This window comes from Pseudomonas trivialis, from assembly GCF_036864995.1.
In the GTDB taxonomy this organism is placed as follows: domain Bacteria; phylum Pseudomonadota; class Gammaproteobacteria; order Pseudomonadales; family Pseudomonadaceae; genus Aquipseudomonas; species Aquipseudomonas trivialis.
In genome coordinates this window covers 289,277-302,975 of sequence record NZ_CP142151.1, presented here as the reverse complement: position 1 = coordinate 302,975, position 13,699 = coordinate 289,277, and the positions used below count along the sequence as shown (strand labels likewise).

12 protein-coding genes and 1 tRNA gene are annotated in these 13,699 nt (G+C 53.8%); 8 read left to right on the top strand and 5 right to left on the bottom strand.

Features of this window, described 5'->3' with window-relative positions; translation table 11 throughout:
• The first annotated feature begins 118 nt into the window (after positions 1-118).
• The 5 genes from VRB54_RS01340 (at position 119) to VRB54_RS01320 (ending at position 6,723) form a co-directional block, all read left to right on the top strand.
• Positions 119-1,471 (top strand): TolC family outer membrane protein, encoded by a 1,353-nt coding sequence (locus tag VRB54_RS01340; protein ID WP_338479232.1) that lies wholly within the window; start codon positions 119-121, stop codon positions 1,469-1,471.
• Between the two features lie 45 nt (positions 1,472-1,516).
• A complete protein-coding gene (locus VRB54_RS01335) occupies positions 1,517-3,670 on the top strand; it encodes a type I secretion system permease/ATPase (RefSeq protein ID WP_338479231.1) in 2,154 nt (717 codons plus the stop codon).
• The gene (locus VRB54_RS01330; RefSeq protein WP_231422687.1) at positions 3,660-5,036 is read left to right on the top strand and encodes an HlyD family type I secretion periplasmic adaptor subunit; all 1,377 of its coding nucleotides are present in this window, start codon (positions 3,660-3,662) and stop codon (positions 5,034-5,036) included. Before VRB54_RS01335 ends, VRB54_RS01330 begins: the two co-directional genes overlap by 11 nt.
• 119 nt (positions 5,037-5,155) lie before the next feature.
• Positions 5,156-5,231, top strand: a tRNA-Thr gene (locus VRB54_RS01325).
• Between the two features lie 172 nt (positions 5,232-5,403).
• Positions 5,404-6,723, top strand: a complete 1,320-nt coding sequence (locus VRB54_RS01320; RefSeq protein ID WP_338479230.1) for a tyrosine-type recombinase/integrase — start codon at positions 5,404-5,406, stop codon at positions 6,721-6,723.
• Between the two features lie 20 nt (positions 6,724-6,743).
• On the opposite strand, the gene VRB54_RS01315 is transcribed toward VRB54_RS01320, so the two are convergent.
• Positions 6,744-7,091: a hypothetical protein gene (locus VRB54_RS01315; RefSeq protein WP_041475665.1), complete on the bottom strand. Its 348-nt coding sequence runs from the start codon at positions 7,089-7,091 to the stop codon at positions 6,744-6,746.
• 1,109 nt (positions 7,092-8,200) lie between these two features.
• On the opposite strand from VRB54_RS01315, the gene VRB54_RS01310 reads away from it, so the two are divergent.
• From VRB54_RS01310 to VRB54_RS01300, 3 genes are read left to right on the top strand one after another with little or no spacing between them, the layout of a single operon-like run.
• Positions 8,201-9,181, top strand: a complete 981-nt coding sequence (locus VRB54_RS01310; protein ID WP_065892673.1) for an integrase domain-containing protein — start codon at positions 8,201-8,203, stop codon at positions 9,179-9,181.
• The gene (locus VRB54_RS01305; RefSeq protein ID WP_083205619.1) at positions 9,178-9,489 is read left to right on the top strand and encodes a hypothetical protein; all 312 of its coding nucleotides are present in this window, start codon (positions 9,178-9,180) and stop codon (positions 9,487-9,489) included. The genes VRB54_RS01310 and VRB54_RS01305 overlap by 4 nt, the downstream gene beginning before the upstream one ends.
• A 53-nt stretch (positions 9,490-9,542) precedes the next feature.
• On the top strand, positions 9,543-10,892 hold the full coding sequence (locus tag VRB54_RS01300) for a hypothetical protein (protein ID WP_338479229.1): 1,350 nt from the start codon (positions 9,543-9,545) through the stop codon (positions 10,890-10,892).
• Here VRB54_RS01300 and VRB54_RS01295 read toward each other — a convergent pair.
• Genes VRB54_RS01295 through VRB54_RS01280 form a run of 4 tightly spaced genes read right to left on the bottom strand, consistent with a single transcriptional unit; the run spans position 10,889 to position 13,482 of the window.
• Positions 10,889-11,503 carry a GNAT family N-acetyltransferase gene (locus VRB54_RS01295; RefSeq protein WP_242522246.1) on the bottom strand — a complete coding sequence of 205 codons (615 nt, stop codon included), beginning with the start codon at positions 11,501-11,503 and terminating at the stop codon, positions 10,889-10,891. The genes VRB54_RS01300 and VRB54_RS01295 overlap by 4 nt on opposite strands.
• Positions 11,500-11,907, bottom strand: coding sequence for an ASCH domain-containing protein (locus VRB54_RS01290; RefSeq protein WP_083205618.1), 408 nt, complete (start codon positions 11,905-11,907; stop codon positions 11,500-11,502). The genes VRB54_RS01295 and VRB54_RS01290 overlap by 4 nt, the downstream gene beginning before the upstream one ends.
• A complete protein-coding gene (locus VRB54_RS01285) occupies positions 11,885-12,955 on the bottom strand; it encodes an acetyltransferase (RefSeq protein WP_065892672.1) in 1,071 nt (356 codons plus the stop codon). Before VRB54_RS01285 ends, VRB54_RS01290 begins: the two co-directional genes overlap by 23 nt.
• A 5-nt stretch (positions 12,956-12,960) precedes the next feature.
• Positions 12,961-13,482 (bottom strand): ATP-binding protein, encoded by a 522-nt coding sequence (locus tag VRB54_RS01280; protein ID WP_065892671.1) that lies wholly within the window; start codon positions 13,480-13,482, stop codon positions 12,961-12,963.
• Positions 13,483-13,699: the final 217 nt, after the last annotated feature.

Here is a 13,699-nt window from a genome sequence, read left to right as displayed (position 1 = left end):
TTTCTGTTTGCGCCCTCCGGCGCCCAATAAAAACGGGCATTTCGAGTTGCCACTCCCATGCAATATTCCAATTTTGTTGCAGCTTTGCAGGCAACCAGATCTCCGGGGAAACATCAGAATGCGTTTGCACTTTTTCATCGCCGTGCCGTTCGCTCTCGCCGCCAGTTTCGTGCAGGCCCAAACCCTCCCTGAGGCCATGCAAAAGGCAGTGGACGTGCACCCGGAGATCCAGGCTGGCGTGAATGCGCGTATCGCTGCCGACTATCAAGTGCGAGCGGCCCAGGGCGGCTACCTGCCTAAAGTGGACTTGCTGGGCGGTTATGGCCGTGAAAGCTCCGACAACACCACCACCCGCGCCGCCAGCAACAGCCATGACTGGAAAACCCTGAACCGCGGCGAGTCGAGCATTCGCCTGCAACAGAACCTGTTCCAGGGCTTCGGCACGCAAAATGAAGTCAGCCGCCAGCAAGCCACCGCCAACTCCCGTGGCTATGCGCTGCTCAACACCACCGAGCGCACCGCCCTGACAGTCGCTCAGGTTTATCTGGATGTGCTGACCCGCCGCGAGATGGTGCAACTGGCAGAAGACAACCTGAAAAGCCACGAACGCATCTTTGACCAGATCAAACTGCGCACCAGCCGTGGCGTCGGAAGAATGGCGGACATGGACCAGGCCGAAGCACGACTGGCTCAAGCGCGTAACAACCTGCTCACCGAGCAGACCAACCTGGAAGACGCCAAGGCCAACTACATCAGCGCCGTCGGCCAGGAGCCCGATCAACTGGAACGGCCGCAAGGCTTTGTCGCCCTGATGCCGGCCAACCTTGAAGAAGCGCGCCGCCAGATGGTGGAGAGCAGCCCGGTATTGCGCTCGGCCGAATCGGACATCGCCGCCGCCGAAAAGCAGTACGAAGCCGCCAAGTCGACCTTCTACCCGCGCTTTGATGCCGAACTGCAGCGCTCGGCCAACAACAATGTCGGCGGCGAAGAAGGCCATGACAATGGCTACTCTGCCATGCTGCGCATGCAGTTCAACCTGTACTCCGGCGGCAGCAACAAGGCCGACCTGCAGTCCAAGGCCTCCCAGGCGTCCCAGGCGCTGGATATCCGCAACAACGCCCTGCGCGAGTTGAACCAGGAATTGAGCCTGGCGTGGAACGCCTACAACAATGCCACGGCGCAGGTGCCGATCGCCCAGGAGTACGTGGACCGCAGCACCCGCGTGCGCACCTCTTACCAGCAGCAGTTCAGCCTCGGTGAGCGTACACTGCTCGACCTGCTCGACAGCGAGAACGAACTGTTCACCGCATCGCAGCGTCTGGCGCAGATCAAAAACCTGCAGCTGTACACGCAATACCGCATCAAGGCCGACATGGGCCAACTGCTGAGAAGCCAGGGCATCGTCGCCCCGCTGGCCTCGGTCGTGCAAAACGAAGTCAAAACGAAAGTGAACCTGCCAGGGATGAACTGATTTTTTACGGAGTTGGAGCACTCAACGCATTAAGAGAGAGTCAGCTTGAATTCTGATATCGATGTGGCGCAGCTCAACCATGACCCGCGCAGTCAGCACGACGATCCTTTGCTGGATGGTCTGCTGACCCTCTGTTCCCTGCATTACAAACCCGCCAGCCGCGCAATGCTGACCACCGGCCTGCCCCTGACCGCGCAACGCCTGAGCGCCGAGCTGCTGCCACGCGCAGCCGCCCGCGCAGGTTTGCAGGGGCGGTTGCTGCAGCGCAAGCTGGAACAGATCCCGACGATTGCCCTGCCCGCCATGCTGTTGCTCAAGGAAGGGCGCAGTGCGGTGCTGTTGGGCTGGGACAGGGACACGGCGCGCCTGCTGCTGAGCGAAAGCGACGGCGGTGAGGTTCATGTCAGCCGTGAGCTGTTGAGCCAGGACTACAGTGGCCGGGTGTTCTTCGCTCAGCCGCAGCACAAGTTCGACGTCACCAACGGCACGCTGATCCCGCGTGCGCGCTCGTGGTTTCGCGACACCCTCAAACGCTCACGCTGGCTGTACGCCGACGCCATCGCCGCAAGTCTGGTGATCAACCTGATCGCCCTGGCCGCGCCGCTGTTCGTGATGAACGTGTACGACCGCGTGGTGCCGAACCAGGCCACCGCCACCCTGTGGGTGCTGGCCATCGGTATCTGTGGCGCCTACCTGTTCGACCTGTTGCTCAAGAGCCTGCGCAGTTTGTGCCTGGACCTGGCGGGCAAGAAAACCGACCTGATCATTTCCGCGACGCTGTTCGAGCGCATCGTGGGCATGGCGATGAAAGTGCGTCCGGCACGGGTGGGCAGCTACGCGCAAAATATCCATGAGTTCCAGGGGATGCGCGACTTCCTCACGTCCCTGACCCTCACCAGCCTGATCGACCTGCCGTTTACGCTGATCATCCTGTTGGTGATCGCCCTGCTCGGCGGCCACCTGGTGTGGATCCCGATCATCGCCTTCCCATTGGCGCTGGGCATCGGCCATATGCTGCAAAAGCCGCTGACGGCGACCCTGCAACGCACCATGGCGCTGGGCGCCGAGCGTCAGTCGAGCCTGATCGAAACCCTCGCCGGGCTCGATGCGGTGAAGGTCAATAACGCCGAGAGCGAGCGCCAGTACCAGTGGGAACAGACCATCGGCACCCTTAGCCGGCTCGAACTGCGGGTCAAGGTGCTGTCGGGCCTGGCCATGAACATCACCTTGCTGATCCAGCAAGTGGCGGGCGTGGCGATGATCATTTTCGGCGTGTACCAGATCATCGACGGCAACCTCAGCATGGGCGGCCTGGTGGCGTGCTACATGCTCAGCGGCCGCGCGCTGGGGCCGTTGGCCCAACTGTCCGGGCTGTTGACCCGTTACCAGCAGGCCAAGGTGACGATGGTGTCGGTGGACGAGATGATGGAGCTGCCGCAGGAGCGCAATTACGACGAGCGCCCGCTCAGCCGTAAAGCGCTGCAAGGCGCGATGGCATTCCGTGAGGTCGACTTTACCTACCCGAACCAGCAGACCCTGGCGCTGCGCGGTATCAACTTGAACATCCGCCCCGGCGAGAAGATCGGCATCATCGGCCGCAGCGGCTCGGGCAAAAGCTCGCTGGCCAAACTGCTGGTCGGCCTGTATCAGCCGGACGCCGGCTCCTTGCTGGTGGACGGCGTGGACATCCGCCAGATCGACGTCAGCGAACTGCGCCACAACATCGGCTACGTGGCCCAGGACATTCAATTGCTGGCCGGCACCCTGCGCGACAACCTGGTGTCGGGCGCGCGCTACGTCGACGATGAAATGGTCTTGCAGGCAGCCGAGCTGGCCGGCGTGCATGAGTTTGCCAGGCTGCATCCGCAAGGTTACGAGCTGCAAGTGGGCGAGCGCGGGCAAAACCTGTCCGGCGGCCAGCGCCAGAACGTCGCCCTGGCCCGTGCGCTGCTGCTCAACCCGCCGATTTTGTTGCTGGACGAGCCGACCAGCGCCATGGACAACACCGGCGAAGAGCGCCTCAAGCAGCGCCTGCAGTCGGTAATCGAAAACAAGACGGTGATTCTCGTCACCCACCGTGCTTCGCTGCTGAGCCTGGTCGACCGCCTGCTGGTAATCGACCGCGGCCAGATCCTCGCGGACGGCCCGAAAGCGGCCGTTATGGAAGCGCTGAAAAAGGGGCAGATCAGTGTCGCTTAAATCCGGACCACGTCGCCTCAAAGACGTCATCGTCGGTTATTTCAGAGGCACCGACTCCCTCGACGACCAGCCCTTGCCCGAAGTGGAAAAAGCCCTGGTCGACGACGCACCGCGCATCGTGCGCCTGACCATCTGGGGCGTGATCGGCTTCTTCGTGTTCCTCGTGCTGTGGGCGCACTTCGCGATCATCGATGAAGTGACCAAGGGCGAAGGCAAGGCCATCCCGTCGTCGCGCATCCAGAAAATCCAGAACCTGGAAGGCGGTATCGTCGCGCAGATTTACGTGCACGAAGGCCAGATCGTCGAACCCGGCGCGCCGCTGGTGCGTCTGGACGACACGCGTTTTGCCTCCAACGTCGGCGAAACCGAAGCCGACCGCGTAGCCATGGAACTGCGCGTGGAGCGCCTGAGCGCGGAAGTTGAAAACCGCCCGCTGAACATCACCGAGGATGCCCGCAAGGCCGTGCCCAACCAGGCCTCGAACGAAGAATCGCTGTACCTCAGCCGGCGCCAGCAACTGGCCGACGAGATCGGCGGGCTGCAACAGCAATTGCTGCAGCGTCAGCAGGAGCTGCGTGAATTCAGCTCCAAGCAGGAGCAGTACCGCAACAGCCTGAGCCTGCTGCGCCAGGAGATCGGCATGTCCGAACCGCTGGTGCAGCAGGGTGCTATTTCGCCAGTGGAAGTGTTGCGCTTAAAGCGTTCGGAAGTTGAAACCCGCGGCATGCTCGACGGCACCACCCTGGCCATCCCGCGCGCCCAGGCCGCCATCAACGAAGTGCAACAAAAGATCAACGAAACCCGCGGCAAATTCCGCAGCGAAGCCTTGGCCCAGCTCAACGAAGCACGCACCAACCTGAGCAAGGCCCAGGCCACCTCCAAAGGCCTGGAAGACCGCGTGAGCCGCACCATGGTCACCTCGCCGGTGCGCGGCATCGTCAAACAGATGCTGGTGAACACAGTGGGCGGCGTGATCCAGCCCGGCAGCGACATTGCCGAAGTGGTGCCACTGGACGACACCCTGCTGGTGGAAGCACGCATCCGCCCGCAGGACATCGCCTTCCTGCACCCGGGCCAGGAAGCCATGATCAAATTCACCGCCTACGACTACACCATCTACGGCGGCCTCAAAGGCAAACTCGAACAGATCGGTGCCGACACTGTGCAAGACGAAGAGAAGAAAAACACCTTCTACGTCATCAAACTGCGCACCGAACGCAGCCACCTGGGCACCGATGAGAAACCGCTGCTGATCATCCCGGGCATGGTGGCGTCGGTGGACATCATTACCGGCAAGAAAAGCGTGCTGAGCTACCTGCTCAAGCCGATCATCAAGTCGCGGGCCGAGGCGTTGCACGAGCGTTGATGGCTTTGGATTTACGCGGTGTGCGTAGGGAATTGGAGAAAACTGAGGATTTCGCAAAAATAGTCAGTTTTCAGGGGTTTACAGGATCTCGCCAATCGCTATAATCGTCGCCCTAACACGCCGGTATAGCTCAGTTGGTAGAGCAACTGACTTGTAATCAGTAGGTCCCGGGTTCGACTCCTGGTGCCGGCACCATACAAGGTTCCATAGAAAGCTTTCAAAATCTCTGGAACCCCCGAAAAACCCGCCTTCTGGCGGGTTTTTTCGTTTTGGCGTTCCATCGGTTTCCGTCGGAAACTGGTGGATTCCAACCGTTTTAAGGGTAGAGTTTGGGATACAGGTCACTTCGATAAAAGGGAGTACCCTTATGTCGCGCACCACAGCTCCGCTCTCCGACGTAGCTTGCCGCTTGGCAAAACCTATAGACCGCGCCTACAAGCTTTTCGACGGCGATGGCCTCTACCTCCTAGTCCAACCCAATGGCCGCAAAGGCTGGCGGTTCCGTTACGTCAAACCCGACGGACGGGAAGGACTGACCTCGTTCGGCAACTACCCCGTCATTGGCCTCGCCGATGCGCGCCGCAAGCGCTTGGAGGTCAAGCGAATGCTGGCGGATGGCATTGATCCCATAGAGACCAAGCACCAAGCCAAGGCGGAAGCCGTAATCAAAGGCAGAACCTTTGAAAGCGTTGCGCTCGACTGGCATACGGAAATGTCGGCTAAGTGGGCACCAGGCCACTCCAAGACTGTGATGAGCCGCCTCAAAACCCACGTGTTCCCGCTGATCGGCGCTCGCGCCATTGTCGACCTCGACACCCATGACCTCATGCAGCCCTTGGAAGCGATCAAGAAGCGCGGAACGATCGACGTTGCTTTAAGGGTACAAAACTACCTGCAGAGCATCATGCGCGAGGCAAAGCGCCTCCGGCTTATCACCATAAACCCTGCTTACGATCTAGAAGGCTCGATCAAAGCCCCGCGGGTGGTACATCGCCCCGCTCTACCCTTATCGCGACTGCCGGAACTGCAGGAGCGGATCGACACCTATAAAGGCCGAGCACTTACCCGTCTGACGGTGATGCTGTCGCTGCATGTGTTTGTACGATCCAGCGAGCTGCGTTTCGCACGCTGGAGCGAGTTCGACCTCAAGCGCGGCACCTGGGAGATACCGGACACTCGACCCGCGTTGGAGGGAGTACCCTTTTCCACAAGGGGTACGAAGATGGCAGGGGATATCCATTTAGTACCCTTATCGCCGCAAGCAGTGGCGCTACTCGAAAAAATCCATGCACTCACAGGCAAATTCGCATTGGTCTTCGCAGGTGATGCCAAACCCTGGAAACCCATGTCCGAAAATACCGTGAACAACGCGCTACGGACGATGGGATACGACACAAAAACCGATATCTGCGGGCATGGGTTTCGTTCAATGGCCTGCAGCGCACTGATCGAGTCAGGATTATGGTCGGAGACAGCCATTGAACGGCAAATGAGCCACAAGGAGCGCAACAACGTCCGCGCCGCCTATATTCACAAGGCTGAGTTCATAGAGGAGCGTAGGCTGATAATGAACTGGTGGAGCCGGTACCTGGAAGCCAACCGTGAAGAGCATGTCACTCCGCATGAGTTCGCTAATCAGATTGGGGCGAATGTTACCCGGATGAAGGTGAAGCGGATCAATGATTGAATCCGCCACCCAGGTCACTGCTATGGGAGGATGCCTAAAACCTCAGGCGTCAAGATCTGAAGCCCAATCCCAGACAACAGACTTGTGCCCAACACGAAGAGAGCTACTTTCAACACCAAACGAATACCACCGCCGAATCCTTTATGACGCAACAAATAACTGGCAACAATCTTCCTGTAACCATCGCCGTGGCTAAACGCATAGATGATCGCTACCGCGAAGACAAACCATGCAGCGCGCTCGGGATGAGGCATTGTGATTATCGTCAACGCCAAACCGACACAAACAAAACCAATGCTATTAACCTTCTTGAAATAGCTCTTGGCGATGGCTTCATCTTCATCGTCCAGAAAGAAATTCGGTCTCATTGATATGCTCCTTTTGAGATCACAGTGCCGATCACCATGTCATCCAGTCACAGATTAAGAACTCTCTCTGACCGTTTCCACCCAAAGCAGGCGCATTACCCCCGCAAATTGACAGGAGCATGTCACTCCACACGAATTCGCAAATCAGACCGGAGCGAACGTCACTCGCCTAAAAGCAAAACGTGGCGCAACTGAGTAAGCGCTCGGTCTTCATATCTCAGCGATCCGCTTGTCCACGCGGGTCCATCCAAGCAGGGCTGCAAAGCCGCCCTGCTTGGATGGACCTCACTTAAAAAATTTAAAGCCCACGCAACTGTCTGTGGAAAACCAATGATTTCCACCGGTGGATAATTTCATCCACAGCCGCAGAATTCCCGAAAACTCGAGCCTTGACCCAAATTATCCACAGGCGTAGAAAGGATCGGGCAAGCGCTGTCGTTGACAGCAACCCAGGTAGCCAGAACCTTTAAGGCTACGCCACACCGTGGTGGTTCTCCCAAAGTGCGATTAGCGTCCGGCGGCTCGCACGGTCACTGCGATGTGATGGATGCCTACTTTTATCAGTGTGCCCACTGCGGCAACTCATTCCCTTTCATAGCTGCCCTGCAGCAACCTATCCGCTTGGCCATTTCCTTGTGCCAACCTGCGCCCGTCTCTTTCTTCCGGAAAGAGACGGGCGCTCCTACCGTTGCTGCAGCCCAACTCGTACAAGGCTTTGCGGCATTCCCCCTCGTGACAATCGGCGTGACAAACACCGAAGTCACCAGCAACAGCGATGCAGATGATGGTGCCGCAGCCCAAGGAATGGACTGCACCTGACTGACAGTCAGGCATGCCCCGGTCATCGCTTCGCTGCCTTCACCCGATTCAGGATCTCGCGGCATTGGTCTCGTCAGCCAGTGCAGCCTCCACCCGCCCACTTCTTCGGAAGTGTCCAGGAGGCCAGATCATGAGATGCCCAAGCTCCCGGTCGTAAGGAGCCGTCAGTCCCGCGTTAGTGGACAACCCTCACAGGTCGCAGGGGCCTTGATCCCTGATAACACTCAACATTCTTGGCGGGATGACGTGGGGAAGGTTTTAAACGTTTTGGCTTCGAGAGGAGTTCGATCATGGCATTGGTCGGTAGACGGGATGGGCGCAATTTTGGCTATGGACGGCAACTGAGTTATGCGGGGCCGCAAGCGCTGAAAGATCTGTTTGGCGGTGGGCATTACGGGACGGTCAAAGCGCACAGTGATCGCTGGAAGGCGTTTGTTCGGTGGTGTCGGTCGGAGGATGGCCCGGGGTTTAACGATGCGCGGCAGATTGATCGGCAGACCTTGCTGGATTACGCCGAGCATCTGCGTCAGCAAGTTAAACAGGGCGAGCTCGCCATCGCCACAGCGCAAAACCGGTTGTCCAGCGTGAACCGGACCCTGGCAGCGCTTCGCGGTGATCAGTATGTGAAAGTACCGAGTCCGAGCACGGCGCTAGGAACGCGGCGCACCTGTGTTCGTCGTTCGGTGCCGCAAGGCCAAGACCGCGAACATGTGAAGAGGGTCGTAGAGGTGCTTTGCGCATACCAGCAGCCGCGCGCCGCGGCCATCGCTCAATTAGCGCGAGCCACCGGCATGCGCTTACGTGAGGCCATTTTGGCCGACCTTCCGCGCTTAAAACGTGAGGCCGAACAACTCGGCAAGATAAACATCCAGGATGGCACCAAAGGTGGACGCTCAGGTGCATCGGCACCTCGCTGGATTACGGTAGATAATCAAGTTCGTGATGCGCTGAGGTTTGCCATACAGGTCTCGCCCGACGGTAGCCACAACCTGCTTGCACCGAACGAAAGCTTCCTCGATTTCCAACAGCGAATCGTCCGCCCCGCCCGGGACATCCTCCATACGCTCAACCTCAAAGGTTTCCACGAATTGCGGGCGGCCTATGCGTGCGAACGCTACGAGCACATTACTAACCATCTCGCGCCCATTAACGGTGGCAATGGTTATCAGCTCGACCGACAACTCGATCAGGAGGCCCGAGCACAGATCAGCTATGAGCTGGGGCACGGTCGTATCGACGTGGTATCCGCTTATATTGGTGGGCGAACATGAAAAAAGCATTTGATATGCCTCTTTTTCTGTTGGGAATTTTGTCCGGCTCAGCGACCACTCGTCAGCGCCACATTCGCCAAGCAAGGACCATCCAAGCAGCGATTTGGAACCGCTGGGGTAGGGACAACCCTTGGACCTGGCAAGAAAAACATCTGAAGTGTTTCTTCAAAGAGAAAATCGAGAAAAAAGAACCGACGCGCTACTACTATCTTTTGACAGCTGCACTAATCGCAAAGCGAATGAACAAAAAATGGCGATTTTCACTAACGTCGAAATCTATCAGCGGACCTAGCATGATGGCCGATTGACATAGCATCGGTTGCTCTACAAACTGACGCAGCAGCTGGATAAGGAGCGCCTAATGCGATACCCATTCTCGGGAATAATTGTACGTTACCGAAAGCCCCAACAAGGAGTCTGTCAGTTTCCCGACGGAGAGATTCCTCGCATTCAGCAATCCGGTGCCAACAGCCCAAGCAACGATGCCTCTGGTACTGCTGAATCAGCAACAACTGACCAGGCAGAAATAACACTCTGTTCCGTGTGTTCTGAGGAACTAGCAGAAAAAGCCAACGTCGAGGAAAAACCGCTTCACGAAAGGCGACTAAGGGATGAACTACATATCAACATTTGGGAAGTTGGGAAGAAACCCGCTGGCCCATTTATGGATATTGGGGTCATGATTTCTGACCGTCAGAACACCGGATTTATCCAAGTAGACTTACCATGGGAGGTTAGCAAAAAAGATATAAGTGATCTTGGCGCAAAATTAAATGGGGAGAAAAGCGTAGCCGCCATCTTCAACGAAGTAGTGCACTATGATGGATTCGCCGAAGGAAATTTTGCAAACATTAGCTTTAGAAAAGATGGCAAAGATGAAAAGCCATTTTCACTGCTCAGGCTCAACTCCGAGCTTTTTAAAATTGAATACGTAAACCTAAGCAATGGAACTACTTCATCTCGCCTGTTAGTCGAGATCCCGCGCCCTCACCCGAGCACACTAAGTTCAGACAGAAGAATCTCAGCATATGTTAGATTCAGAATAAGGAATATACCTAAAGAAGTATACACGAGTACTTTTGCTCAGAAGGACCGCACCCTTATAAGCTCAAGAACTGTAATGCGAATAGTAGATTTTAGAATCAATGTTCGACGAGGCGTGCCGGAGGAACTCTTAAGCGGTAGCGAGACCGTCGACTTCCCCCAATTTGAAAGAATACATTGTTTTTTAACGACAGACCGAAGTGAGGACTGTTCATCCCAAGGAAAAACATATAATGGCTACCGTTCGCTAATGGACGAAGATGTTTGGAATGAATACATCAGACTGGACCATAGAGAACGGATATCAGAGGAAAATAGCGTAAGTAACTATTTAGGCCACCAATGGACAGCTAGTAATGATCGTGGCGTTAAAGACCTAATCGTATTAGGTCGTTTCTCAAAAAACAAATCCGGCTTGCTTTTGATGATGCGATTTGTGTTACTCGGCATACTATTTGGCGCAACGGGTAACGGATTATGGGAATACTTCCCAACATGCATGAGTGACTATTCGAGCGCCGATTGCGTAACGTCCGCATCTAAAATGGCAGCGTTTGTTATAATAGGTGTATTATTAATGCTTATAGAACCAGCCATAGATATGGCTAAGAAATTAGCATCCCGCCTCCACAGAAAGATTAAATCCCTACTGCCATATAGAAGTTAGCCATGAGTTGACTTACGGAATTTAGGAAGCTGAAATCCGGTGAATGGCTTAAGAAGAGAGAAGTTTGAATCACTTTCTATTAGACCATTAAAACTTAGTTCGGCTTTGAAAGGCCGATAATAATCAGGATAAATCTTAGCGAACTCAAAACCATAGTACTGAAAAATTTTACGAAACACGACCAACTGCTCTTCAGCAATAGACAATAGCGGAGAGTCATTATTGAGCACTTCAAATGAACGCTCAAAAAGCTTCAACCCAACGCCTGTACCTTGATAGGGAGGTAAAACTCTCAAACAACACAATTTCTGTTCAGACTCATCATCCTTCACTATCGCCAACCCCGATAGATCACCGCGACGATATTCTAAAAGAATGCTTCGCTCGCCGGACATCAATCCCGGGAGGACTTTTTTGTCAAGCCACTCATCAAAACCTGGATAATAGCCAGACAACTCAGAGAGATGATCAAATATCCTCGGCAACAAATTCTGAAATGCATCAGGATTTGAGCCAAGATACTTTCTATCAATTAACCGCGGAAGTTCGGGATATCCGATCACTCCACTACCCTCCGAAAAAGGCCTATCTCTGAGTATTTCGATATTCATGACAATTCTAAAGCCACTTGACGTTCAGGTGAACCAATGTAGCAAAACGACTGCGGAGGCGCCTTAGGCCCACCTAACTCTTTCAAATCAAACGGCCTTTCATACGTTATAACTCGCCCCACCGCGATAGCTACGGCACTATTCCTTCCTTCGTAATAAGCATCAAAAAACTTCTTATTTACCCCGGCGTATGCTTTTGTCTTTTCCCAAATCCGGCTCGGAGAGTCTTGATAAATCCGAGTCACCTCAAACTCACCCACAATCTTCCCTACCGGCCTGGTGGCATAAATTACTACTGTATGAACGGCCGGATTCGAAAAACCGACCTTCCTAAATTCGAAGCGCTTTTCACCGCTAAGAATTTTAGAAGCATACTCGGGCTTAATTGACAATAAGACCTTCATTAACGCCCCCAAAATCTGCTATCCAACGCACATGGTCTTCTGACAGACCAATTAAATCCCACCGAGTCCGCGTACTAATTCCGCACTCATCAATGAGCCTACCTCTAATTATGCGCCTCGTCAGCGCCGCATTATAGGTGAATTTTATTATATAGTATTTTCCTTTATTAGTAAAATAGTCTTTTAGTTGTTCCTTAGTAAATACGCTATACGGTTTGGTGTACTTCACGAATTCAGATTCAGTGGCAAAACTCTTTATTTGCCTTACCTCCTCGACCACTACAATTGAAGAGGCAACCGAACGAAACCTAGCGTGTCCGGGGCGATCCGTTGTTCGATAAATAACAATAATATCCCCGGCACGCATCTGTTTTGCACGTGCAATGCCTGATATATATATTTTGTGTATACTGTTAGTATGTGAAACATCTTCCAAGATATCGTAACTTTCATTCTTAAGTATCGACTCCGGCAAAAATGACGAGTGATACTCAGGATAAATAGCTAGTAGAAAATGCTTACGCCCGCGTAGGTCAAACCTAGGAAAATCCTTCACTGGGTCACCTACTAATGAGGTGAGATCTTTAACAAAGACATCCTCTATGCCATCGACTGTCTCTTTGGTTCCATATCGTAGAAACCCATAACGTAGAAAAAGCTCGACTAAGGATTCATGCTTCGCAAAAACCGTTACGTATATATAATCAACTTTTTGATCAATGGCGTTATCAAAAACTTTTTTTATAAACCTTTCACCCAGCCTCGTTCCATGGGCGTTGATTTTTAGGGTTCCTACTTTCAGTCGTCTACCTACAGGCAAAGGGGGAACAATACCTTCAGAGTCGTCCTCAATCTTCAAGTACAAAAAACCATCAAGTCTTTTTTTAGGACCCCTAAAGGTATATGCATTATCACCTGCATCGACCTTTCTTGAGTACCAATCAGTAAATCCTGAGTAGTCTTGTTTTAGGGAATCGAAAAACTCCTCTGCCAGCACATCGCTGGAAAACGCACCATAACTCAGACTTTTAACAAAACTACTGGCCATCTACGCTATTCCATAAGTCCATGTACAAAACGCCCAGCCAGTACAATGTCGTCATTCGTGGCAGAGCAAATAGGTATATTAAGTTTTTTGGCTACATTTTCGGCCCACTGCGCTTCAGCATCAGCCAACTGCTTTAAAACTTCTGCCGACCAGATTTTCCCATCTCTAGTTTCAAGCCGTTGAACGGCCACCTCAATTGGGACATCTAAATAGATTACCCCGATAGGCGCTATTGCCCTAAAAACGTCCAAGTCAACACGGTATACGTCTTGCGACTCATCTAACAGCGCGAAATGGCCATCTAAAATTAAGTTTTTAGAGTCCCGATTTCTATCTATCCAAGCAATTAGAGCTCTTTGATTTCGTGCCAAGTTAGAAGTACGCTTGGTCATATCCAATTGAAGATCGATGATTTCTTCTTTTATTATTTCACTAACGGTTCGATGACTCAGCCCCGTGCGTTTCGCTAGCTCGCGGCAAAACGTCGTTTTACCCGATCCGTGAATACCGCCAACAAAAATAACCAATTAGGTCACTCCCGTAGAGTCTGCTTTCCTAGCTACGTCCACAGTACTAATTCGCCATCACCATGTCTAGAGCACAAAACCCAGATACAAACATTCTGGCTGCCATAAGCTGCATCTGACAGTCAAAATCGCGACGATGATGAAACCAGATCCCAGCTCATAAAGCTCATTGAACCGGCGCTCTTGAACCAGACGGAAATTTTGCAGAATAGGCTCT